Source organism: Endozoicomonas sp. Z74, from assembly GCF_057680865.1.
Genome location: NZ_JBLYZI010000023.1, coordinates 25162 through 48463 on the forward strand (window position 1 = coordinate 25162; position 23302 = coordinate 48463).

The 23302-nt window shown below is 51.6% G+C and carries 20 protein-coding genes; 6 read left to right on the forward strand and 14 right to left on the reverse strand.

Going from position 1 to position 23302, the window contains the following annotated elements; genetic code table 11:
* The first annotated feature begins 370 nt into the window (after positions 1 to 370).
* The 4 genes from ACNRUY_RS08955 (at position 371) to melA (ending at position 4826) form a co-directional block, all read left to right on the forward strand.
* Complete coding sequence (locus ACNRUY_RS08955; protein ID WP_488111315.1) at positions 371 to 1267, forward strand: sugar ABC transporter substrate-binding protein; 897 nt, start codon at positions 371 to 373, stop codon at positions 1265 to 1267.
* A gap of 2 nt (positions 1268 to 1269) precedes the next feature.
* Positions 1270 to 2040, forward strand: coding sequence for an ATP-binding cassette domain-containing protein (locus tag ACNRUY_RS08960; RefSeq protein ID WP_488111316.1), 771 nt, complete (start codon positions 1270 to 1272; stop codon positions 2038 to 2040).
* Positions 2040 to 3062 carry an ABC transporter permease gene (locus ACNRUY_RS08965; RefSeq protein WP_488111317.1) on the forward strand — a complete coding sequence of 341 codons (1023 nt, stop codon included), beginning with the start codon at positions 2040 to 2042 and terminating at the stop codon, positions 3060 to 3062. The genes ACNRUY_RS08960 and ACNRUY_RS08965 overlap by 1 nt, the downstream gene beginning before the upstream one ends.
* Positions 3063 to 3458: 396 nt before the next feature.
* The gene (gene melA / locus ACNRUY_RS08970) at positions 3459 to 4826 is read left to right on the forward strand and encodes an alpha-galactosidase (protein WP_488111318.1); all 1368 of its coding nucleotides are present in this window, start codon (positions 3459 to 3461) and stop codon (positions 4824 to 4826) included.
* Between the two features lie 116 nt (positions 4827 to 4942).
* Here melA and ACNRUY_RS08975 read toward each other — a convergent pair whose 3' ends face one another.
* The 12 genes from ACNRUY_RS08975 to ACNRUY_RS09030 all read right to left on the reverse strand — a co-directional run bounded on the left by ACNRUY_RS08975 (position 4943) and on the right by ACNRUY_RS09030 (position 17988).
* Complete coding sequence (locus ACNRUY_RS08975) at positions 4943 to 5146, reverse strand: hypothetical protein (RefSeq protein WP_488111319.1); 204 nt, start codon at positions 5144 to 5146, stop codon at positions 4943 to 4945.
* Between the two features lie 83 nt (positions 5147 to 5229).
* On the reverse strand, positions 5230 to 6462 hold the full coding sequence (gene pepT / locus ACNRUY_RS08980) for a peptidase T (RefSeq protein ID WP_488111320.1): 1233 nt from the start codon (positions 6460 to 6462) through the stop codon (positions 5230 to 5232).
* A 101-nt stretch (positions 6463 to 6563) separates the two neighbouring features.
* Positions 6564 to 8129 (reverse strand): AbgT family transporter, encoded by a 1566-nt coding sequence (locus ACNRUY_RS08985; RefSeq protein WP_488111321.1) that lies wholly within the window; start codon positions 8127 to 8129, stop codon positions 6564 to 6566.
* Positions 8130 to 8403: 274 nt separating this feature from the next.
* Positions 8404 to 8838, reverse strand: coding sequence for an L-alanine exporter AlaE (gene alaE / locus ACNRUY_RS08990; protein WP_488111322.1), 435 nt, complete (start codon positions 8836 to 8838; stop codon positions 8404 to 8406).
* A gap of 413 nt (positions 8839 to 9251) precedes the next feature.
* Complete coding sequence (gene pepQ / locus ACNRUY_RS08995; protein WP_488111323.1) at positions 9252 to 10571, reverse strand: Xaa-Pro dipeptidase; 1320 nt, start codon at positions 10569 to 10571, stop codon at positions 9252 to 9254.
* The gene (locus ACNRUY_RS09000; RefSeq protein WP_488111324.1) at positions 10568 to 11032 is read right to left on the reverse strand and encodes a YjiG family protein; all 465 of its coding nucleotides are present in this window, start codon (positions 11030 to 11032) and stop codon (positions 10568 to 10570) included. The genes pepQ and ACNRUY_RS09000 overlap by 4 nt, the downstream gene beginning before the upstream one ends.
* Entirely contained in the window at positions 11025 to 11732 is a 708-nt protein-coding gene (locus ACNRUY_RS09005) for a nucleoside recognition domain-containing protein (RefSeq protein WP_488111325.1), read from the reverse strand. The genes ACNRUY_RS09000 and ACNRUY_RS09005 overlap by 8 nt, the downstream gene beginning before the upstream one ends.
* Positions 11733 to 12414: 682 nt before the next feature.
* On the reverse strand, positions 12415 to 13377 hold the full coding sequence (locus tag ACNRUY_RS09010) for an ABC transporter ATP-binding protein (protein ID WP_488111326.1): 963 nt from the start codon (positions 13375 to 13377) through the stop codon (positions 12415 to 12417).
* Positions 13378 to 13381: 4 nt separating this feature from the next.
* Positions 13382 to 14407, reverse strand: a complete 1026-nt coding sequence (locus ACNRUY_RS09015) for an ABC transporter ATP-binding protein (RefSeq protein WP_488111327.1) — start codon at positions 14405 to 14407, stop codon at positions 13382 to 13384.
* A 66-nt stretch (positions 14408 to 14473) separates the two neighbouring features.
* A complete protein-coding gene (locus ACNRUY_RS09020; protein ID WP_488111328.1) occupies positions 14474 to 15394 on the reverse strand; it encodes an ABC transporter permease in 921 nt (306 codons plus the stop codon).
* Positions 15395 to 15406: 12 nt separating this feature from the next.
* Positions 15407 to 16333, reverse strand: a complete 927-nt coding sequence (nikB, locus tag ACNRUY_RS09025) for a nickel ABC transporter permease (protein ID WP_488111329.1) — start codon at positions 16331 to 16333, stop codon at positions 15407 to 15409.
* Between the two features lie 137 nt (positions 16334 to 16470).
* The gene (locus tag ACNRUY_RS09030; RefSeq protein WP_488111330.1) at positions 16471 to 17988 is read right to left on the reverse strand and encodes a glutathione ABC transporter substrate-binding protein; all 1518 of its coding nucleotides are present in this window, start codon (positions 17986 to 17988) and stop codon (positions 16471 to 16473) included.
* An 851-nt stretch (positions 17989 to 18839) separates the two neighbouring features.
* Between ACNRUY_RS09030 and ribA the strand changes: the two genes are divergently transcribed.
* Entirely contained in the window at positions 18840 to 19433 is a 594-nt protein-coding gene (gene ribA / locus ACNRUY_RS09035; RefSeq protein WP_488111331.1) for a GTP cyclohydrolase II, read from the forward strand.
* Between the two features lie 26 nt (positions 19434 to 19459).
* Here the strand turns inward: ribA and ACNRUY_RS09040 are convergent, their stop codons facing one another.
* Positions 19460 to 20674 carry an NAD(P)/FAD-dependent oxidoreductase gene (locus ACNRUY_RS09040; protein WP_488111332.1) on the reverse strand — a complete coding sequence of 405 codons (1215 nt, stop codon included), beginning with the start codon at positions 20672 to 20674 and terminating at the stop codon, positions 19460 to 19462.
* Positions 20675 to 21387: 713 nt separating this feature from the next.
* Between ACNRUY_RS09040 and ACNRUY_RS09045 the strand changes: the two genes are divergently transcribed.
* Positions 21388 to 22464, forward strand: a complete 1077-nt coding sequence (locus ACNRUY_RS09045) for a hypothetical protein (protein ID WP_488111333.1) — start codon at positions 21388 to 21390, stop codon at positions 22462 to 22464.
* Here the strand turns inward: ACNRUY_RS09045 and ACNRUY_RS09050 are convergent.
* Positions 22422 to 23063, reverse strand: coding sequence for a hypothetical protein (locus tag ACNRUY_RS09050; protein ID WP_488111334.1), 642 nt, complete (start codon positions 23061 to 23063; stop codon positions 22422 to 22424). The two genes, ACNRUY_RS09045 and ACNRUY_RS09050, sit on opposite strands and share 43 nt — an antisense overlap.
* Positions 23064 to 23302: the final 239 nt, after the last annotated feature.

Genomic DNA, 23302 nt, shown 5'->3' on the forward strand with positions numbered 1-23302 from the left:
AAAGGGCTGTGGTAACCCATTCTGTGTTTGTACGCAAAATTGGCTCACAGCCTTTTTCGTTAACATCTTATGCGGGCCTCCATCTTTAAAGATGGGGGCGCTATATGTGACTATTACCATACCTCCGGGTATGGTTTTTTGTTCCTGTTTTTTGTGCTGACTTGTGTCAATATTTGTTCAGGTTAAGGGATTTCCGAGCTAGTGCTGCAGGGTTTTGTGAAGATAATGATCCTGTTTTAACCCTATTGAACGGTTATAAGGAAAACTTGTGAAACTCTCCAAAGTATTAGCTGCTGCAGTTCTGTCAGTCAGCTCGCTTTCCGCTGCTTATTCTTTTGCAAGCACCCCACTGATAAAAAGTGGTGAAGGTATGGATATCTGGTTTGATACCGGAGGTCCTGTGGGTGGTGCGTATAACACTGTCGTTCAAAACGGGGCACAACAGGCCTGTAATGATCTTGGCTGTAATATCCGGTTTATGTACTCAGACTGGAGTCCTCAAAAAATGATTGAGAACTTTAATAAAGCCCTGGGTTCAAAGCCGGATGGTATTGTGGTCATGGGCCACCCCGGGGATGATGCCTTTGCCAAATTGATTACAGAGGCACGGGAAAGCGGTATTCAGGTGACATCCAGTGATACTGAGCTGCCCCGCGTGATGGGTGAGTATCGCAGTGAAGGCTTTGGCTATGCCGGGACAGATAATCGAACCCGGGGAAAGATGCTTGCCAGTGAAACTCTGCGTCGTTTTCCATTAAAAGCCGGTGACCGTGCCCTGGTTTGGGGATTGAAAAGTAAGCCTAACCGCGGGCTCTCTACCCAGGGCATGCTTGATACCCTGGAAGACGCCGGGTTAAAGGTAGATTATATGGAAATCAGTGCCGAGCTTGATAAGGACCCGACCCTGGGGATGCCTCTGATGACCGCTTATCTGTCCCGTCACCCCGATACCAAACTGATTATGATTGACCATGGCGCCCTGACGGGGCAGCTTGAAAACTTTTTGCGGGCTGCCGGAGTGGAGCCTGGCAAGATTATTACCGCCGGTTTCAGCTTGTCACCTGCCACTGCCGCAGCGGTAAAACGCGGTTATGTTGACCTGGTTGGGGATGGTCAGCCCTTCCTGCAAGGGTATTTGCCGGTAGTCCAGCTGGTTTTGAGTAAGCGTTTTGGCTTCTCAGGTCTGGAAGTGGATACCGGAGGTGGCTTTATTACCCGTGACAATATTGATGTGGTTGCGCCCTTAGCTAAAAAAGGGCTTCGTTGAGCATGACAGCCCTGCTTCAATTGCAGGGCGTGAACAAGTGGTTTGGTGGTGTTCATGCCCTTCGGGATATTAAGTTCAGCCTGAATAAAGGCGAGGTCGTTGCTGTTCTTGGTGATAACGGTGCGGGTAAGTCTACCTTAATTAAGGTGATTTCAGGACTTCATCGCCCTGAATCCGGGGTGTTGCGTATTCAGGGAAAGCGGATCGGCTGGCATCAATATGATGTGAATAGAGCCAGAGCGCTTGGTGTTGAAACTGTCTACCAGGAGCGCTCCCTGGCAGAGAAGCAACCTGTCTGGCGCAACCTGTTTGTGGGACGACATTTACGAAACCGGTTTGGTTTTATTGATATTGCTGAAGAAAAGCGGATTACAGCAGCGTTATTAAAACAAATAGGCCTTCGCGGTGTCGGTATTTCACCGGACTCCCCTGTTAGCGTATTGTCGGGTGGTGAACGACAAGGGTTGGCTATTGGCCGGGCCATGCACTTCGATGCCGATATTATTATTCTCGATGAACCCACCAATGCGCTTTCGCTGGGTGAAACCAGCAAAGTATTGTCTTATATTCGACAAATACGGGATTCAGGCCGATCCTGTATTTTGATTTGCCACAATATGGCCCATGTCCATGAGGTAGCAGATCGTTACGTTTTTGTTGATCGTGGTGAAGTGTGTTGTGAGTGCAGTGCTGGTGAGATGACCCTTGAGTCCCTCAGCCAGCAGCTGATTGCCATTGCCAGGGGTGAATATACTCATAAGGAGAGTGTTTGATGAGTCAGCCTCAAGCCATCACTGCATCATCAGAAGCGATCGGTTACGGAGAAAAGGAGCCTCTCTGGCGCAGGCTTTATCCCTATCGTTACAAGCTCGGCACTTTATCCCTGTTGTTGATTCTATGGTTGCTGTTTCTGGTGATGAGCCCGGAGACTTTTGGTGCCCCAAGAATCTACCTGTCCCTGATGACCAGTATTCCCTTTCCGGCGATGTTAGCCCTGGCACTGACCCTGATGATTGTGGCAGGGGAAATGGACATGTCCTTTCCTGCCGTGATGGCTTTTTCCAGTTATATCTTTGCTGTCATTTTTGAGGCCACCGGGCAGGCAGGATTGGGGTTAATCATCGCATTAGCCGCTGGAGCCTGTGCCGGATTACTGAATGCCCTGCTGGTGGTCCGGCTGGGTGTGCCTTCCATTATTGCTACGATTGGTGCCCAGTTTTTCTGGTATGGCCTGGCGACCCTGTTGGCGGATGGTATTGCCATTAGTCTGATAGAGATCCGGGACACGGTATTGAACAGTGTTCTGACCGGTCGGCTGTTTGGCTGGCTGCCTATGCAGGCTGTCTGGTGTGTCGTGCTGGCGGTTGCCGGTTCCCTCCTGCTCCACCGTCATCGCTTTGGCGACAATGTTCGCTTTATTGGGGATAACCGGGAAACGGCCAGAATGATGGGCGTTGCTACGGGTAAAACCCGGACTGGCCTGTTTGTACTGATGGGGGCTGTCAGTGCACTGGTGGGGGTGATGGTTTGCAATGAAATGGGCTCCTGGTGGCCAACCCAGGGCGAAGGTTACATGTTGCTGGTATTTGCGTCGGTTTTTATAGGCGGTACTTCCGTTTTTGGTGGGGAGGGTACCCTGTCCGGAACATTAATTGGCGCCATCATTATTGGCATGATCGAGGCGGGCATTATTGCCGGTGGGTTATCGGGCTTTTGGACCCGTATGGTCTATGGCCTGATTATTATCGCTTCGGTATCCAGCTACGCCCTGGCCTTTAAAAAGCCGGGGAAATAACCACTTTATTATACAAAACACCTGCAAAAATAATTCGAATGCCAGGTTCTGCTGACATAAGACTGCGGGCTCAGCTCAACCGGGAGCGATTGTGGCAAGGCGCGATTGCGCAGGAATACCCATGTCTTTCAAGTAATCGCAACGCAGTTCACAAACGCTCCCGGTTGAGCCCTTCGGGTGGTTCGTAAAGCTGCCTTCCGACTGCGTTGAGCGGGATTTGACGTAGATGGCTACGCCTGCACCCGCTCCGCCTTGCGGAACACAGCTTTACGAACCACTGAGATCGCAAGCTTATGTCAACAGAACCTGAACCGGTATTGGGCTATATCGGCCTGCCTCCTGGCGGGCTGTAGGGGGAGCTCAGCACCGGCCAATCAGAGAGGTCAACAAAAGTCCATGAAAAAACTAACCATTATTGGCGCCGGCAGCATTATGTTTACCCGACAATTGTTGTCGGCACTGTTTGCCTGCAGAACGCTGCCACCATTAACAGTGGTCCTGGAAGACTTAAACCTTGAGAAGCTTGAGGAAACCTATCGCCTGATCGGCCTTATGGTTGAGCAGGCGGCTGTACCGGTTACCCTGACTATGACCACGAATCAGAAAGAAGCGCTGACAGATGCTGATTTTGTGGTCAGTGCTATTCAGGTGGGAGGACTCGAGCCCTGGCGACTGGAGGTGGACATTCCAAAAAAATACGGGGTTAACCAGGAGGTAGGCGATACCCTCGGTCCAGGAGGCATTTTCAGGGCTTTACGACAAATTCCGCCAACCCTTTCAGTGGCACGGGATATGGAAGAAGTCTGTCCTGATGCGCTGCTGCTGAACTATGCCAACCCTCTGGCACCACTGACCTGGGCCGTTAATAAAGCGACATCTATCCGTTGTATCGGGCTGTGTTACGGCGTTCGTTATACCGCTGCTCAGCTGGCAGGTTATCTTGGAGTGGGGCCCTGGGTGGAGCACCCCCATAGCCCGGAGGCCTGGCAGGCCTTGATGTACCATGATGTACCGGAAGACTTTGAATATACGTTTGGTGGTATCAACCATATGACCTGGCTGCTGGAGGTGAGCTATCAGGGCAAGGATCTGTATCCGGCGATTCGGGAACTACCACAAAACAAAAAAGCCTATGCCAGTGATGGCGTGCGTTGTGAAGTGCTCAAGATGTTTGATTACTGGTGTACAGAAAATCACTGGCATATGTCTGACTATGTGCCCTGGTTCCGTAAAAATGAAGCCATGATCAATCATTTCCTGCCCCAGCGATGGAATTTACTGGAACTGGAAGAGAAAGTTCACGCCAGAGCCCGGCTGGAAGTGGAACGTCAGCTGGCAGGGGAGCAGCCATTCCGTATTGAGCGGAATATGCTGAATGCTCCCAAATTAATTGAAGCCATGCTCACGGGTGAGGGCGTGCGAATCAATGGTAATTTGCCTAACCAAACGGATAACGGACTGTTGATTGCGAATTTGCCCGCGGACTGCATGGTTGAAGTCCCCATTCATGTCGATGCTGAGGGTCTTCACCCTGTAGAAGTGGGTCCCTTGCCAACAGCCTGTGCGGCCTTGAATAAAACCAATATCAATGTGCAGGAGCTGGTGGTTGAGGCTGCTTTAAGCGGTCATCTTCCCGCAGCCAGACAGGCATTAGCGATGGATCCGGTAACCGGGATGTCTTGTACACTTGAACAGTGTCATGCCATGTTTGATGAGTTGCTTGAGGCTCAGAAACCCTGGCTTGATCAATGGTATGATATTTAACCCACCGTTGTATCAGCCTCAGTTGCTTTTCCTCGCGGGGCTATCTGTGCCGGGTATCCAGGCTGACAGGTTTTGACCTGTCAGCCTGCAGCTTCCGTTTTATTAAAAAACCGGATTTATGGAGAGCCGGAAAGGGCCATCTGGCCTGATTTCTGGTTATGCTGGCGCCAGAATGGCGATTCTTTCACGAAGGTAACGGCGATTGCGGAAAGGATTGCCATGACCACAAATGCCTTCAGAAATAGCCCGAGATATTCGTCCCCTGCCCCCATGTCAATGGTAAACAGGATACCAGACACCTGTCCGGCCAGTAGCAGCAACCTACTGCATTCCAGAAATATTGTAACGTTTACGTAGGTTGCTGCTGGACGTAGTGAAGCGCTGAATCCGGAGATTCAGCGCTTCACTGGCCAGACTCAATACTGTTTCTGATTAATTGCTCGGTTACCCGGTATGAGCTTTCAAATGAGGACATGGGAAGAAATTCATAACGGGTATGAAAGTTATGGGCTCCAACAAAGTAGTTGGGTGTCACCAGTCCTCTGGCTGATAAAGCAGACCCATCGGTACCACCGCGCATGGCAAGGGTTAAGGGCTTGATGTTCAATTGCTCAAATGCCCGGTAGATGGCTTTGATGGCGGGATGTGATGCGTCGACATTGTTAGCGATATTGGCGTAGATATCATCAATGTCACAGGTGATTTCGGCCCGAGGGTAGGCTTTTCCCGTCTGATGAACTGCCTCTTTCAGGGCCTGCTTTTTTTCTTCAAACTGCTTTTTGTCATGGTCACGGATGGCTACCAGCAGAGTGGCCTCTGAGGCATTGGCAGTGAGGTCGGTAAACCACACATAACCTTCCCGTTCACTGGTATGCTCCGGGGTTGCCAGTGGATCAAACTGGTTGATGATATGGTTGGCCACCAGCAGAGGGTTGACCAGCACGCCTTTTGCCGACATGGGGTGAGCCGTGACCCCCTTGATGTCGATCCGGGCATGGGCGGCATTAAAGGTTTCATACACCACCTCTCCCAGCTCGCAACAGTCCAGGGTATAAGCGTAATCGGGATTGAATCTGGCAAGGTCTATTTTTTTGGCGCCTTTCAGCCCGACTTCTTCATCCGGAACAAAGGCGATATGAATCTCGCCATGGGGCATATCCGTGGTCATCAGTTTTTCCACAAGGGTCATGATGATGGCAATGGCGGCTTTGTCATCTGCTCCCAGCACACTGGTCCCATCGGAAAAGAAGATATCATCGCCCCGATAGCGGTCGATTTCGGGATGGGCCTGTTTATCGAAGGTGATGCCCAGTTCATCGTTCAAGACGATGTCCTGGCCTGTATAGTGAAGCAGCTGAGGCTTTATATCCGGGCTCAGGCCGACATCCACGGTATCCACATGGGCAACAAAACCAATGGAGGCCGCGGAAGCGTTGGCTGGAATCCTGGCGGTCAGGACACTGTGTTCACTGACAAGGCAGTCAGTGACGCCCATGTTCACAAGCTCCCGGTGGAGCTTGCTGACCAGGAGGGCCTGACCTTCTGTGGAGGGGACTGCGGACTGCCCGAACCGGCTCTGGCTGGTGACCGACAGGTAGCGAATAAAACGCTCTTGAAGTGTTGTTCTGATATCCATAAATGACCTTGATCTCTGATGATCACTGTAACGGCTGAACAGGATGCCCCTTGACGGGCTACCGTCGGGTTGAACAGGTTAAGGGACATCCAGAGGGGGCATTAAAGACCGGGTGTGTAGGTGTAGCCGGAATTAAATCCAAGAGGAATACCCAGCCCCCAGAAAATAAACAGGGTTGCTGTCAGAACGATAAGCAGTCCAAGGCTGAAGGGAAGCATCATTCCAACCAGGGTTCCGACACCGGTGTTTTTCACATACTTCTGACAGTACATAATGATCAGTGGGTAAAATGCGAACATCGGGGTGGACACGTTGATGGAGGAATCTGAAATCCGGAAGGCGGCCTGGGTCAGTTCCGGCGAAATGCCCACTGCCATGAGCATGGGGACAAAAATGGGAGCCAGAATGGCCCATTTGGAAGACGCTGAGGTAATAATGAAATTCAGCAGGGCGGTCAGCAAGATAATCCCGCTGACGGTCAAACCCGCAGGCATGGCCAGCATTTTCAGGAACTCAGCCCCGGAAACGGCAATCAGGGTACCGATATTGGAGACTTTGAAGGCATAGAGAAACTGTGCTGAGAAAAAAGCAAAAACAATAAAGCCGATCAGCGTTGTTACCACTTTTTCCATGGACTGGGTAACATCATTTGCGCTTTTGAAGGTACCGACTGAATAACCGTAGATCAGCCCTGGCAGGGAAAAGACGACCAGCAGAAGGGGGACGATGGCCTGCATGATCGGGGCTTGTGGTGAAGTCAGGGTGCCATCGGGTGCTCGGAGAATGGAGTCCTGGGGAAATGCCAGAATAAAGACCAGCGCACCGAATATCAGCAGGGCCATGGAGGCTTTTGAGAAAGCCCGGCTCTGTTCAAGCGTGAGTTTGCTGTCGATCTCCCGGGTATCGACCTTGCTGTCCACAGGCCACAACGTGTTTAACCTGGGCTCAACCCACTTGTCCGTGATCAGCCAGCAGACCAGGAGGACTCCTGCTGTCCCACCGAGGCTGACAAAATAGTTGCAGAGCACGTTGACGTTGTAGGCAGGGTCTATGATCCGGGCCGCATCCTGGGTAAATGACTGCATGATGGGATCAATAATGGAAGGGGTAAAGCTGGCGGTAAAGCCTCCGGCCAGCCCTGCGAATGCTGCGGCTATGCCCGCCAGTGGGTGTCTTCCGGAAGCATAGAACATCATGGCTGATACCGGCATCAGGATCACATAGGCACTGTCAGAAACGATATGGGAAAAAATGGCAATTAAAACAATGGAGGGGGTGAGCAGATTTAATGGCGTTAATTTCAGCATTTTGCGGATCAGGACCCCGACGTACCCGGACCCTTCGGCAATGCCAATGCCCAGAGTCGCCACAATGGTCATTCCCAGGGGGGGATAATTAACGAAGTTATGAACCATAGAAAGTACAAAACTGACCAGGCGGTCGGGGGCAAACATATTGTTGACAGTAACAGGCTCACCACTAAGGGGGTGAACGTAGTCAAACTGAATATAGGAAAGGCCAAAGCTGAAAACCATGCATAGGATCAGTGCATAAATGAACAGCATTGTGATGTTGGGAAGCGCATTCCCCACGCGCTCCACGATTTCAAGAAAGCCAGGCCGTGAGCGGGAAGGCTCGCTTCCGGCAGCCGCAACTGTAGACTCCATATTTTGGGTTCCGAATGGTTATTAGAAAAGAAGGGAGATCAACGGATGTGATTGTTATAGGGGATGGAAATGATGATTCTCTCCAGGCAGGAGTATACTCCCCGGACCACTAAGTGAGCATTGACTACGGGGGATTATCCCTCTTCCCGGCTTTTGTTGCGCTCGTTTACGTAGGTTGCCGCTGAACGTAGTGAAGCGCAACTGAAAAAGGCACAGAAGCGATCAGAGCCCGGCCATCACCGAGAGGTTGTTTGGGCACAGGCCCTTTCCTGTGCTAGGTTTTGGCAGGCAGTGGCGTATGCACCATTTTCCTGCGGACAAATTCCAGCCACTGACCATAGGGGGCGCCTAGAATCAGCAGGGCGATAACCTGACTGATGGAAGCGGCAATAATCCCCTGCAGGTCCATGCCAACCAGGATCAGAATGCCGATGTAAAGGGGCAGCTGGAAGGTGACATAGGCGAAAACATCCCCCAGGGTTTCTTTCAGCCGGTTTCTGCTTTTTCTGCAGAATCCCCCGATGATCCGGTCACGGTAAAGCCCATATATACGACCAAGGGTGATATTCAGTGGCTGGCACATCAAGCGTGACATCAAAGATTGCCGCAGTGTCATTCCGACAATCGCGATCTCGATAAATAGGCCGGTGACCACGGTAAAAGTGATCAGTGCGACGGTGTCGGCCAGCCAGTAGTGATTGATTTTCATGGCGGTGATTCAGTCAGGTTTGCCTTTTTTAAAGGCTTAACAGGCACTTTTCTGGAGTGCATGAATGCGCCGGTAAACAGCAGAAATGCTGACCGGCCCCGGAAGCTCTTTTCTTTGAAGATCGGAAGAGCGTCAGAGAACTGACTGAGTTCAGCCGTAATATACAGACAGGCAGCGGCCGCCAAACAGGCCAAGGGCAGCCCGAAGGCTGGTCAGGGATATTTGCAGATAGGCCCCGGTTTTCATGATCAAACTGCGCTGAGTGGAAGGGGTGGAATTGCCCATCACTGTTGTTCAATTACACAGTGATGGACGAACTTATTTTCTTTAAACAACATCTGCATTCTGAATCCAGTGAATAAGCACTTCACTGACCAGGGTCAATGTTGTCGCCTGATCCGCCTGTCTGCAGGTTAATCCAGCTCTGCAAAGGCGGGGCGGGTGAGGTTTTCATTCCCGTCTTCCGTAATCAGGATATTGTCCTCAATACGGATACCGCCATAAGGCCTCAACTGGTCAATCAGCTCCCAGTTGAAATCCGGGTTACCTTCCTGTTCTTCCAGCAAGGTCTCAATAAAGTACAACCCGGGTTCGACCGTGAACATCATTCCTGGCTCCAGTGTGCGCTGTAAACGCAGGAAAGGGTGTTGTGGGTGTTGACCGGCGTCCTTACCGTCTATATCCAGTTGCCATCCTGCCACATCATGACAGTTGATGCCGATGAAGTGGCCCAGGCCGTGGGGGAAGAAGGTTCGGGTGTATCCCTTATCAAGGATCTCCTGAGCGGAGCCTTTGACAATATTGAAGTCACTGAGCATCCCGGCAATACGACGGTGCATGTCTTCATGGACATGGGTGTAGTGAACGCCGGGTTTCAGGGTATCAATGATCTCCAGCAGCTCTTTATCCATCCGCTCAACCAGGTCAGCGAACAGACCCGGCTGTGCGGCGTAGGTCCGGGTAATATCGGCAACATAGTGTCGCACAGTGGTTCCCGCATCGATCAGGAAGGATCGTTTCTCCTCCACCGGAGTTCTCCGGTAACCGCTGCAGTGCAAAGTGGATGCCCTTTCATTCAGGGCAACCGTAGCGGGGAAGGGCAGTTCGCACTCCCGGTGGTCAGCAGCCTGCAGGTAAGCCAGCAGGATCTGCAGTTCTGAATGGCCCTGGTAAAAGGCTTTCTCAGCGGCCTTATGGGCCTTGGCCGCAACCCGGTTTGCCTGGCGAATGACCTCCTGTTCATAGGGGGTTTTATAGGCACGATGCCAGTTCAGGGCATGAAGCAGTTTTTCCGGATTAATTGAGTCAATTCCCCAGTCCGCCATCAGCGTTTCGTTTTCTGCCAGGGCTGCCAGGTTGGCACAGCCTTCAGGAAGAAGGTTCTGGAGCTGCTCCGGAGTACGGATCACTTCGATGTTGAATGAATCCACCCAATAGTCATCGGGGATTTGAGCCGGCGCGTGCCAGTAATCCCTGGGTTGATACCAGCCCAGAACAGGCCTGTGGCCAGGACGAATCACCAGAAGACAGTGTGGGTTAGAGTCACCTGCCACCCACTGACGGAAATGGGTATGGGCCCAGAATGGGTAGACCTTGTTATCCAGGTAGCGGGTTTTCTCCGCTCCGGAGTGGATAACCAGCGCATCCAGCCCGCAAGTTTGCAGAGCACTGGCGTAGCGTTCGTTTAACTGTTCGATGTGGTTAACGAACAGCGCTTTCCAGTTGATCGTCATATGAGCACTCTCATCAGCAGCATGGCAACCAGGCCATTGAGAGTGACCAGTCCAAACATCAGGGGATAAAAACGACCGTCAATGTTGACCACCCCAAGAAGACGACCGGCGTATTGTACGGTAGAGCCCATCAGGTAGTTGGCAGGGGCAAGAATGGCCAGGTGTTCACCGGAAAGAATGCCTTCCGAGAACAGGCTGATCATCACTCCGACACCGCCGCCAGCGGACATGAAGGCCGCCATCAGAACCGCAGCGCCTTCTCCGGGGACTCCAAACAGCGCCATAACCGGAGCAAACAGGTTGCCAAACAGTTCCATGGCACCGGTGATGCTCAGGGCCTTGATGACAATAAAGGCCATCATCACATTGGGGATAATGCTCCCCACGCCCATATTCCAGCCTTCTTTGGCTCCGCCCACAAAAATATCTGTGAGCATTGGCTTTTGTGCATTCTCAGCCATGGGCGGCCTCCATTTTAACCGATGCTTTTTCTTCAGACTGGAAGGAGCCTTTGCGTTCAAGGTGATTCAGGTAAAGCCGGAGAACGTTGGCGCCAACCATTTTGCAGATAAAAATAACTCCGAGGATCGTACCGATTGAGGCTGGTACCGCCAGGGAACCATCGGGGTTGGTCAGCGTCAGCAGTACTGCTCCGGAGCCCATGAAGTTGACGATGCTGGCACCGCAGGAAAACTGAAAAGCGGTAAAAATGTGCATCTCTTTATTGCTCAGTTCTCCTTTTTCCCGCAGCAGTCGGGTCATGGAAGCACCGGTATCGGTGTTCTGCAGGCTGGCAATCAGGGTCAGGCCGCAGACACCGGGAATGCCCATCAGAAAACGAAGCACGGGGGTCAGCAGCTTGCGGGCTGCTTCGAGGGCGCCAAAGTGCTCGAAGATTCGAACCATGCCCAGGGCAAACATACAGGTGGGAACCAGGGTAAGGGCAAATATAAAGCCATCACGGGCACCGCTGCCGCCAGTGCCACGGAAATTGCCTCCGCCCATAATGGAGCCAAAAGTACCGTTGAGGGTGGTGAAATCAAATACCCCCCACCACTGAGTGCTTTGCAATAAACCGGAGAAAAAGACAATGGCAAATAATAATGAGAGATAACTGCCAATGCCGATTTTCTCATTTGAATGAGAATCGAGCCTGTTCATAATTGAGTTAAAAATGACCAATTAACTGTCAGTGGATATTAAATAAAAAGAGTTGTTGAAATCATTAACTGCAGGTTTCAATCGAATGCGCCAGACAAGTTGAATCAACCTGTTGGGACAATAGGGCGATTGCAAAAAGCTTTGAACATTCCGGGAAAAACAGCAGGAGGGATTAACGCTCAACGTTTTCAGGTTAACGAAAGACCAGTGCCCGAGTGTTGACAAAGATCAATAAATAAACGCTTCTCTGTACGGAGAAGAATCAATTTAAAAGGAGGATTTACTATTCGGTCGAAATCAATCAGTTATTAACAGAATGTGATAATAATACGGGTTATTTTCTGTTTCCGGTTTTGTTTATTAATTAATCATTGGATGAATGCCTGTCTTTGCAGGGGAGATTTGTATAGGTTATATCGAGGCTTTGGTGGCTGGTTTTGATGTTTCCGCCTGTTTTCCCTCACCCCAGCCCTCTCCCAAAGGGAGAGGGGGTATAGCGGTGCAAACCTTTAAAGCCCTCACCCCAGCCGGGAGAGGGGGTTAGACAGTGCAAACCTTTGAAGCCGTCTCCCAGAGGGAGAGAGGGTTTGGCGGTGCAAACTATTAAAGCCCTCTCCCTTTGGGAGAGGGTTTGGGTGAGGGTGAAGGTGAAGGGAGCACCTGACCGGCTTTCTCTTATCCATTAATGAAGCGATTCATCCATCATACGACAGGCGACGAAATGCCCGTCACTGATCTCCTTCAAGTCAATATCCCTGGCGGTACACTGGTCGGTGGCGTAACGGCAGCGCTGGGCAAAGCGGCAGCCGGGTGCCGGATTGACCGGTGACGAAATTTCTCCTTCCAGTACCTCCCGTTCCATCTTGTGGTCAAGATGAGTGGAAGGAATGGCCGACAGAAGTGCCCGGGTGTAGGGGTGCGATGGCTTTTTGAAAAGCTCCTGGGCTGGTGCCTTCTCAATCAACTGCCCCAGATACATCACGGCGATTTCATCAGAGAAATGTTTGACCACCGACAGATCATGGGTGATGAAAATATAGGTCAGCCCCAGCTTTTCCTGCAGGTCCTGCATCAGGTTGAGGATCTGGGCCTGGATGGACACGTCCAGCGCCGAGACCGGTTCATCACAGATAATGAACTTCGGGTTCAGTGCCAGAGCCCGGGCAATACCTATTCTTTGTCGTCTTCCTCCGTCCAGCTCGTGAGGGTAGGTATTCACCAGTCTCGGGCTTAACCCCACCAGTTCCATCAGCTCGTCCACTCGCTGGGTGAGCTCCTGTTTACTCTTGACCATCTTGTGAATGATCAGTGGCTCACCAATGATTTCGCTGGCGGTCATGCGGGGGTTCAGGGAGGCAAAGGGGTCCTGGAAGATAATCTGCATATCTTCCCGGAGCTGCCTCATCCTGGCCTTATCGTACTGGCGGATATCCTCTCCTTCAAAGCGGATATCGCCGCTGGTGGCTTCCAGCAGGCGCAGGATGACCCGGCCGGTGGTGGATTTACCACAGCCGGATTCGCCGACGATACCCAGGGTTTTTCCCTTTTCAATGGAGAAGGTGACACCGTCTACCGCATGGAGCAGGCCCTTGGGAGTGTCAAAATGCTTTTTGAGGTTTGTGACTTCCAGTATGACGTCTGACATGCGGTTATCCCTGTGCCCTGATTGATTCAGATGGTTCCGCCATGGCATGCAGCTTCAGGCAGCGGGCGGTGTGGCCCGACTCCGTCATCACCGGCTCTGGCATGGCGGTTGAGCAGGTTGCGGTGGCTTCCGGGCAACGGGGGTGGAACTTGCATCCCCCTGGCAGGTGAGTGGGGTCCGGCATCAGGCCCTTGATGGGCTTGAGTCGTCGGGCAGTGCTTTCCAGGTCGGGGATGGAACCGAACAAGCCTTTGGTGTAGGGATGCTGGGTATTTTCATAGACATCCCGGATATCACCACTCTCTACTACTTCGCCAGCGTACATAATGGCGACTTTGTCGCATACCTGGGCGACCACACCCAGGTCGTGGGTGATCATGATCATGGCGGTGTTGTACTTGGTCTTCAGCTCCTTCATCAGATCCAGTACCTGGGCCTGGATGGTGACGTCCAGGGCCGTGGTGGGTTCATCGGCGATGAGCAAGTCGGGGTTACAGGCCAGGGCGATGGCGATCACCACCCGCTGTTTCATGCCGCCGGAAAACTGGTGAGGGTAATCACCGGCCCGGGCACCGGGAATGCCCACCATTTCCAGCATCTCCCTGGCCTTGCTGATGGACTCTTCTTTATTGACGTCCTGGTGGATCAGGATGACTTCGGCAATCTGGTCACCTACGGTCATCACCGGGTTCAGGGAGGTCATGGGGTCCTGGAAAATCATGGAGATTTTGTTACCCCGGACCTGGCGCATCTTCTGCTCAGAGGTCTGCAGCAGGTCTTCACCTTCAAAGATCACCCGGCCGTTGACAATACGCCCTGGCGGGTTGGGCACCAGGCCCATAATGCCCAGGGCCGTGGTGGTTTTACCGGCGCCGGTTTCACCAATCAGTCCCAGGGTTTCACCCTTTTTCAGGGTGATGTTGAGCCCGCTGACGGCGTGGGTCACTTCGCCATCGGCCTCGTAAACAATACTGAGGTCTTCAACAGACAACAGATTCTGTGTATCGACGTGTTCTGTCTGCTCTGACATAAAAACTATTCCCTAATACGGCATCTCGGGAGCCGTTGTTCTTTACGACGACTCCCGTTTGTCTGTTCAGTGCTTCAGGCGTGGATCCAGGGCATCACGCAGTCCATCCCCCAGCAGGTTCAGGGCCAGAATGGTGATCATGATGGCCAGTCCCGGGAAGGTCGTGACATGCCAGGCGTGACGCAGATACTGACGACCACCGGCAAGCATGGCGCCCCACTCCGGCTCTGGAGGCTGAATGCCCAGGCCGATAAAGCTCAGGCCGGCGGTGGACAGAATGGCCACAGCCACGCCCAGTGCCCCTTGAACAATGACCGGGGCCAGGGAGTTGGGAATGATATGCCGGAAAATAATCCGCAGATCGCTGGCACCGATGGCGCGGGCCGCTTCGATAAACTCCTGGTCACGGATGGAGAGTACCGATGCCCTAACCACCCGTGCATAACTGGGCACACTGGAGATGGCAATGGCCAGCATCAGGTTGATCAGGCTGGCACCCAGGGCCGACACGATGGCGATGGCCAGCAGGATACTGGGCACCGCCAGGAAAATGTCCATCACCCTCATGACCACGTTGTCCAGGCGGCCACCGTAGTATCCGGCGATGGCACCAAGTCCCCCGCCAATAACAATGGAAATGCCCACGGAGAGCACGCCGACCAGCAGGGAAACCCGGGTACCATGGACCATACGGGCAAAAATATCCCGACCGAATTCATCGGTGCCCAGCCAGTACTGGGCACTGGGGCCCTGGAGGCGATCCGACAGATTCTGGGCGATGACCACGGTTTCGTAATCGGCGATAAGGTCGGCAAAAATGGCGGCCAGTACTACCAGGGTGAGGATGAACAGGCCGAACATGGCCATTTTGTTCCGTTTCAGCCGGTGCCAGACTTCCAGCCACTGACTGCGTTTTTTCGGAGCCGCCCTGACGGGCTCATCAAGGGTTTTATCCCTGCCAGGCTCCAGAGCCATTTCCTGTGACATGATCCTTTCTCCTTATGCGTACTGGGACTTGATGCGCGGATCAACAAACCCGTAGAGCAGATCCACAAACAGGTTGACCAGGCTGAAGGTGGTGGCCAGGAAGACCACGGTGCCCAGAACGGTGGGAGTATCTTTCTGCCGGATGGCGTCTACCATCATCCGGCCGACTCCGGGCCATGAGAACACGGTTTCGGTCAGCACCGCACCACCGAGCAGGTAGCCAAACTGCAGGCCGATAACGGTAATAACGGGAATCAGGGCATTTTTCAGGGCATGCCGGTTGATCACTACATTTTCAGCCACGCCTTTGGCGCGGGCGGTGCGAATGTAGTCCTGGCGGATAACTTCCAGCATGGAGGAACGGGTCATCCGGGTAATGATGGCGGCTGAGCCGGTGCCCAGGGTAATGGCGGGTAACAGCAGAGAGCTCCAGCTGGAATAACCACCGGAGGGGAGCCAGCCCAGGTTAACGGAAAACACCAGGATCATCATCAGTCCCAGCCAGAAGTTGGGCATGGAAACCCCCAGCAGGGCAAAGAGCATGGAGCCACTGTCGATCAGGGAGTACTGGCGGGTGGCGGAAATAATACCGATGGGGATACCGATGATCACCGCAAGAATGACACCCAGGGCTGCCAGAATCAGGGTGTTGGGAAAACGGGAGAAAATTTCGTCAAACACATCCCGGCCACTGGTGTAGGAGCGGCCAAGGTCGCCAGTGACGGCGTTACCCACAAATCGGGCGTACCGGGCTACGAAAGGATCGTTGAGGCCCATTTCCTCCCGGAGGTCGGCCACGGCCTGTGCCGGGGCGTTCTCACCCAGGATCAGCTGGGCCGGATCGCCGGGCGTGAAGGACATGATGGCAAATACCAGCAGGGATACACCCAGCAGAACCGGTATCAGCAGCAACAGTCGTTTGAGAATAAATCTGTGCATGGTTCACCTGATAAGGGGTTGAACCCATCGGAGAACCGCTGTCAGATACCCGATGGGTAGAAACCGGATTCTTCCCCGGCCCGGCTTGAGGATCGGACTCAGGCCTCGGGCGGGAAAGAACGATGGAGTGCGTGGGATCAGCTCTGGAAGTGAACGCCCCGCAGCTTGTGGTGACCAGCCGGTGCCATGCTGAAGCCTTTGACATTGCTCTGAATGCCAATGTTCTGGTACTGATCGTAGATAGAGAAGGTGGGTACCTCCTCCTGGAGGATGACCTGCAGCTTGCCGTAGAGCTCTTTGCGCTGTTCAGGATCGGTGGATGTGCGGGCCTGGTTCAGCAGGCTGTCCACTTTCGGGTTGCTGTAGAAGGAGCGGTTACCGGCACCGCCATGGGTGGCGGAGTTGAACAGGGCGTAGAGGCCATAATCTGCATCGCCGGTGACGGCTACCCAGCCCAGAATAAACATGTCGTGGTCACCACGGGAGGTGCCGTCCAGGAAGGCGCCCCACTCAACGACGTCGATGGACGTGTCGATGCCGATCTGGCGCAGCTGGGCCTGCAGTACCTGGGCAATCTGAACGCGAACCGGGTTGTCATTGGTCCAGATGGAGGTCTTGAAGCCTTCGGGGTAACCGGCTTCCGCCATCAGCTTCCGGGCTTTCTCGTAATTCTGGTGGTACAGCTTGGCATCTGGGTTATACCCAAATACTTTGGGACCAATAGGGGAGTTGGCAGGGGCACCAGCACCCATCAGAACCGCTTCAATAATGTCATCGGCATTGATGGCGTAAGCGATGGCCTGACGTACCTTGGTGTTGTTGAAGGGGGCTTTTTTCACATTGAAGCCCAGGTAGGCTACAGAGAGAGACTCTTCTTCAACCAGGTCCAGGTTTTCTTTTGCCACCACGGTCTGTTTGTCAATGGGTTCCAGGTCATAGGCAATGTCCACCTCTCCGGTTTCCAGGGCGATGGCACGGCTGGTGCCTTCAGGAATATTTCGGAAAACCACATTGGGAATTTCCTGCTTGCCACCGTAATAATCGTCAAAGGCTTTCAGGGTAATCCGGTCACCCACCGCCCAGTCTGCAAACTGGTAAGGTCCGGTGCCTACGGGATGCTGGCCATAGTTTTCACCGGCCGCTTTAACCGCTTTTTCACTCAGAATGGAAGATGCGGTATGGGTCAGGTGGTGGAGCAGAGGGCCAAAAGGCTCTTTGGTGATGATATTAACGGTGTAATCATCAACCACCTCAATGGATTCGATGGCGTTGACAATATGGGCCACGGTGGGAGAGGCAATCATCCGGTCCAGGGTAAACTTGACGTCAGATGCCTTCAGTTCCTCGCCATTATGGAATTTGACGCCCTTTCTCAGGTGGAACTGAGTGGTTCTGTCGTCCAGTTTTTCCCAGGATTCGGCCAGCCCGGGAACGATGTTCATATCCTTGTCGGCTTCCACCAGCTGGCTGTAGATCTGAACGGCCACCCTGGAGGAGGGCTGGTCATTGGTGGTGTGTGGGTCGAGGGTTTTGGCATCTGCGCCCTGGGCGACGACCAGGGTATCCTTCACCTGCGACGACTGCTCTGGGCCACCGCAGGCGGCAAGGACTGCAGCCATACACAGGGTAACGGCAACCTTTACCGGTTTTATCATCACGATTCCTCAATTTAAAATTATCTATTGGTATTCTGGAAAGCTGCTTCATAAGCTTGATGGTCGCCACACAGCCATGGCGAAAGCAGAATGATCAACTACAAAACGAAGTGTTTTTGTTATTGCGAATGGGCGCGTCAACTTATTCTGATTCAATCAATAAAAAAGAGGACGGCTTGTTTAGAAAGCACACAATTATTTTAAACTTGAAAATTAAATAGACTCCCCCTGGTTATTTAAAAAACAAGTGCCGCCCGAGTTTACTGGATTTTACTTTTTCAATATTGACCTGGATCAGGAACAAGAGCAGCTAATAAAATACGCACGCTATTAAAAATAAATCAACGCAGAATTTCCTTATTGAACATGTCGTCTGTTTGTGTTTGTTACCGTTATAGATGGCTGATACTCAGTAATGATTCACTACTGTAATATTTAAAGGGGGCTTATTTAATAAGTGGCTTTGTAGCCATTGAATTTCCTGAAAACTGAATAATAAATATCCAGAAAGATGGTTTTTTATACAGCGAATGTTTGTTGATTAATCGTTTGCTGGCTGGAATCACATCGGTGATCTTGCACTATAATGTTGCTGCTCATGGCGCTATCCACTCGTTTTTCAAAAGAGCCATCGGGTTCATAGCAGGCGCCCTTACTGCTCAAGGCTGTTCTGGCCAGCAGATTGCGTTTTTCGCCATAAAATTGCTGAAAGCTGCTGGCCAGTCCGCTTAACCTGTGTGACCGGCCACCGGGATGCAGTTGATTTACCGGATCGAATAAGAAACCACCATACTCGCTAGAAGGGTCACAGACTGATACAATCCGACCACGCATAACTTAAGGAGCAGTGAGTGTCTGTTAGTTTTATTGCAGAGTCTCGCTTACCCACGCCCTACGGCGAATTCATCATGCATGGTTTCGAAGACAGTGGTACGGGCAAGGAGCATCTGGCATTGACCATGGGGAATGTCAGCAAGGGGGATCCTGTACTGGCCAGAGTTCATTCGGAGTGTCTTACCGGGGATGCATTGTTCAGCATGCGCTGTGACTGTGGACCTCAGCTGCAGGCCGCTCTGGAGCGGATTGCGGATGAGGGCCGGGGGGTACTGCTGTACCTCAGACAGGAAGGTCGAGGCATTGGGCTATTGAACAAGGTCCGGGCCTATCACCTTCAGGACAGTGGTCTGGATACCGTTCAGGCCAATGAAGAGCTGGGTTTTGCACCGGACCTGCGAAAGTATGATATGTGCAAGAACATGCTGGCTCACCTGGGTGTTACCCGGCTGAAGCTGATGACCAATAACCCCCGTAAGGTGGAAGCCCTGACCAATCTGGGCATTGAGGTTGCCGAGCGAATTCCTCATCAGACCGGGCAGAATCCCCATAATGAGCGGTATCTGGCCACTAAAGTCTGGAAACTGGGACATATGTACAACACAGCCTGATGTCGGTTTATTAAGCAAGCAGCCAGTTAACCGGTTCGTTTCTGGCTGCGAGCCTTCAGGCAGCGGAGTTGGAATTCTCTGGAAAATGGATTGATGGCACCAAAACGTTGCAGGGCATAGGGCTCAATAGACAACGTTGGCTTTTTCTGCAGTATCTGTTCGGAAATACTGAGGCCAATCCCACCACTCCAGGCGATGCCAGCCCCGGAACAGCCAGTGGCGACATAGATATTTTGCCAGCCTGGAGCTCGCCCCAAAACCGGTTTAGAGTCTGGGGTATAAGACGAAACCCCTGAAATGTAGTGTTTCAATTGCGCCCTTTCCAGCAACGGGCATGCCTTTATCAAAGCCTGCCAGTTTTCTTCCAGAGCTCCCCAGCCCTTGGGGTCCTCAGCAAATTCAAAGGAATGAATATCCCGGGGTAATGCTGTTGCATCCGCCAGGCATTGTTGGTTGTCCCGCAGTCCAAACAGCAGGGCACCGTTTTCAGGACGAAAATAAAAGCCCTGTTCAGGCATGATCAGCATCGGCTGGTCAGTTCTGACTTGTGGTTGGCTGTCTGTTATCCAGTAATGGCTGCGTACCGTGGCCATGGGCAGTGGAACATCATAAGGGCGGAGAAAGACCTGGCTCCATGGGCCGGCGGTCACCAGAGCGGCATCACACCAAAGGGTTTCATTCTGGCTGGTCTTCACGCCTATTACCCGGTTATTCCTGTGAATCAGCTGCTCCACTTTTACGTTGGAAATGCACTGTGCCCCGGCCTTTCTGGCTTCTGATAAGTAAGTACTGGCTAATAGATAAGGGTCGATAAAACCGTCGTCGGAATAGACCAGTGCCATGGTCTGGGGATGAACAGTCAGCCAGGGAAACCTCCGCTGAATGGCAGCGCTATCCTGCCAGATTGTGTTCTGATCCAGCTCGTTGGCTGTCTGCTGATAGCCCTGCAGCAAGGACTGATTGCCCGCACTGTTAATCAGGTGCCAGCAGCCTGGCCGGTGCATTAAGCGCTCACCCAGCTCATGCTCCAGTGTCCGGATAACATCATGGGTCTCAGCCACAAAACGACTGGCGTTGAGGTCGGAGCGTGAACGGGTGATTAAGGCGGCTGCCTGGGATGTAGTTGCGGCTGCAAACTCGCCAGCATCCATAACGGTGACCTGGGCTTGACCACTGCGTTGTAAATAATAAGCGCAGGCCAGCCCGAGGATTCCTCCCCCTACAATCACAACCTGCTGCATTATTTTTTCCTTCAGTCTGCCTTTTGGATGGTCTGATTAGACCTCGGGGGAATGACAGTTTGATGACAGCATTAAGGGGATGATTGTGACTGGTATAAATACCCAGAGACTATGATTCAAGGTTATTCCCATTGTTGGTGAGTAAGGTGCAGAGAGGCTGTTTCGGTCTGGAGCGAGTATGGATAAATTTGTAGTCAAAGAAGAGGTTTCACTTTGTGATTGACTTCACGTCTTATTCCTTCTCAGATCTCAGTATGCGGTCGGTTAATTGACTTTAATCAATGTTTCTTATTTTGGGGTGGCTTAACATGTTGATTGTCACGATAACTGATTTGTTGATAATTTATAAAAAGTGAGTTATCTAAACTGGGCGTCATTTTCTCATTTTCTCATTTTCTCAGGCTTGATGAATAATCGTGCTGGTTGTTTTTTGTCATGGTTGTTCAGTGGCAGATCGTATCTCCTCCTCTTTAAAGGGTGTCAAAAATGAAAAAATAGTAATAAAAAACACTAAAAAAATAAATTCCCACTGGTTTTGCTCTGTACTCGGCATTACGTCTAGCTAGGAAGAGTCTCTCTCTTGGCTGAACACGTTAAATGCCTTTAGATGGAGTGCTAGAAGAATGTATTTATGCATTTTTTGAACAAGTTAAAACCAGATGTGGAAAGGTGTATGTTTAAATTTGCTGTAGTTTATTTAAAGCGAGCTTCTTATGTATAAGAAATATGTTTTTTTGATGTTAACATTGTTTTTATCGAATGTTGCGTTTTCTGAAAACTTTCAACTCAAAGAAATTGGTGGTGTAGATAGCAGTTTTCCAGAGTCGGCCCGGGAGAAATTTTTTATATCGGTGAATGGGGGTGGGGATCTGTATGTTGGTGATGGTTCTGGTTCTCCTTTGAATGTTCATTCGGTGATACTGTATCGTACAATTAACGAGCACCATCCGGATAGATACAGTTTCTATCTGGCTGATTCGGATTCAGGAAAAGTGTTGGGCTTGCCTGAATACGGTCGAGGATTGGAGTTAACCAATAATTATTCAACTAAAGCTGTTTTTTCCCTGCTGGATGAGTACCCTGTTTTAAAAAAAGATGAGGATGGAAGAAGCTATTTTACAGCATCAAATCTGATCGTATCCAGGGAAGTTGACAATCTTTCCAGGAGCGAGGATCAGTCGATTCCTGTGACCATTGGTTTTCAAGGTGAAAGAGCAGCTTTTTTGACTACAGACCAAATAAAAACAGCGGATTATGAGATCACATTTTCCAAGACTCATGAATACAGTAGCTTGTATAGCTCTAGCGTCAATACTTATGTATGGGCTTCTAAAAATCATGAACAGCGTTATGTGTCTGGTAGTCATCCAGGAGGTTATGAACACTGGCATCGCATTACTCATCCTGAGGGAGCTGAAAGTTATTTCTTTTGGGAGTCAAGGAATCCTAAGGAAAATTATGCGTGGAGAAGGTGTTTTGCCTATACGGGTGAATCGAATAATATAACCTGTACGAATGCTCATGGCGTTCAGGCGAGTCAGTTTTATAAGTTTAACCTTGATGAGTGGGCTTATTTTTCAAGTGGAGTGAACGCAGGCAAGAAAGGCTATAAAATTTCGGCTCCTGGGGTTGGTGGCTGGATTGGGTATAAGGGAGGATGCAGTCCTGACTGTTTGTCTGTTAATCAATGGGTGATAGAGAGTAAGCATGCACGAGTTTTCATTTTCAATGGTATTAAAGATCCAACTCAAGGCCCGGGTGGCCCCAGCGGGGCTGAATTAATACAATAAGTGCAACAGGCTGAAATTTGAGATGTGAGGCAGCTGTCGGTCAGCGATTCAAGCTGCCTCATTATTGAAGAGGTTCGATGAATCCCGGCGGTTCTTTCATTCTGGCTGATCGATTCTATTTCCATGGCCAGTTGCCAGAACTGGATAAAATTCTCCGTTGTTTCAGGAGAAAGTCCAAACGCGGTGGTCAGGTGGTCGGCTGCGTTGTGGTTTCCCTGCAATGCGGAGTCCAGAAACAGGTTGCAATGCAGTTCTGCCTTAAGATGGTTGGGGGCTTCACTGTTTATGGCTTGAGAGACTTGATCATGAATGGCGTCACCGTTGTTTTTTCTCCAACAACTGTCTTCGGGAAGCGGTGGGTGGGGGCAAGAAGAAATGGCAATCAATACCTCTCTATAGGGCTGGAGTACTTCCGCCAGTGCATTCAGGGGTGTGATTGACCGGGTTTGGAGTGATTTCTCCGCTGAAGGCGCCTTTGATGCTTCGGCTTGTCTGGAAGGGGCATCCTTGAGCCTCAGCCCTTGTATAGCAAGGTCTGTTTTCTCAAGTGTCGGCCCTGTCCGCTCCGCTGTTACCAGGGGTGTTGTTACCGGGTCCATTTGTGATCAGATTTCTCTGAAAAACGGCAGATGTTCCATCCGAAAGAGAATGGATGGGCTTCAGGAGATTTCACTCCCACCGCTTATTCGCGTAATAGCAATGGGAGGTTAGATCAGTGGCAGGGGCTTTAGTTCCAGATTCAGGAAAAAAGCGGCCTGATGGTGAGGTAAAAAGGTGGAGATGGGGGGAGTGCTCAATGAAGGATTCGCTCCGTCGACTTCCTGAAAAAGCCGACGGA

Coding starts and splice junctions, on each gene's coding strand:
- ACNRUY_RS08955 (WP_488111315.1), top strand. CDS start 371: ATGGATATCTGGTTTGATACCGGAGGTCCTGTGGGTGGTGCGTATAAC.
- ACNRUY_RS09040 (WP_488111332.1), bottom strand. CDS start 20,674: ATGCAGCAGGTTGTGATTGTAGGGGGAGGAATCCTCGGGCTGGCCTGC.
- pepT (WP_488111320.1), bottom strand. CDS start 6,462: ATGGATATCAGAACAACACTTCAAGAGCGTTTTATTCGCTACCTGTCG.
- ACNRUY_RS09015 (WP_488111327.1), bottom strand. CDS start 14,407: ATGTCAGAGCAGACAGAACACGTCGATACACAGAATCTGTTGTCTGTT.
- ACNRUY_RS09020 (WP_488111328.1), bottom strand. CDS start 15,394: ATGTCACAGGAAATGGCTCTGGAGCCTGGCAGGGATAAAACCCTTGAT.
- ACNRUY_RS09005 (WP_488111325.1), bottom strand. CDS start 11,732: ATGAACAGGCTCGATTCTCATTCAAATGAGAAAATCGGCATTGGCAGT.
- ACNRUY_RS08965 (WP_488111317.1), top strand. CDS start 2,040: ATGAGTCAGCCTCAAGCCATCACTGCATCATCAGAAGCGATCGGTTAC.
- ACNRUY_RS09030 (WP_488111330.1), bottom strand. CDS start 17,988: ATGATAAAACCGGTAAAGGTTGCCGTTACCCTGTGTATGGCTGCAGTC.
- ACNRUY_RS09000 (WP_488111324.1), bottom strand. CDS start 11,032: ATGGCTGAGAATGCACAAAAGCCAATGCTCACAGATATTTTTGTGGGC.
- nikB (WP_488111329.1), bottom strand. CDS start 16,333: ATGCACAGATTTATTCTCAAACGACTGTTGCTGCTGATACCGGTTCTG.
- ACNRUY_RS08960 (WP_488111316.1), top strand. CDS start 1,270: ATGACAGCCCTGCTTCAATTGCAGGGCGTGAACAAGTGGTTTGGTGGT.
- ACNRUY_RS09010 (WP_488111326.1), bottom strand. CDS start 13,377: ATGTCAGACGTCATACTGGAAGTCACAAACCTCAAAAAGCATTTTGAC.
- ACNRUY_RS09050 (WP_488111334.1), bottom strand. CDS start 23,063: ATGGACCCGGTAACAACACCCCTGGTAACAGCGGAGCGGACAGGGCCG.
- ACNRUY_RS09045 (WP_488111333.1), top strand. CDS start 21,388: ATGTATAAGAAATATGTTTTTTTGATGTTAACATTGTTTTTATCGAAT.
- melA (WP_488111318.1), top strand. CDS start 3,459: ATGAAAAAACTAACCATTATTGGCGCCGGCAGCATTATGTTTACCCGA.
- alaE (WP_488111322.1), bottom strand. CDS start 8,838: ATGAAAATCAATCACTACTGGCTGGCCGACACCGTCGCACTGATCACT.
- pepQ (WP_488111323.1), bottom strand. CDS start 10,571: ATGACGATCAACTGGAAAGCGCTGTTCGTTAACCACATCGAACAGTTA.
- ACNRUY_RS08985 (WP_488111321.1), bottom strand. CDS start 8,129: ATGGAGTCTACAGTTGCGGCTGCCGGAAGCGAGCCTTCCCGCTCACGG.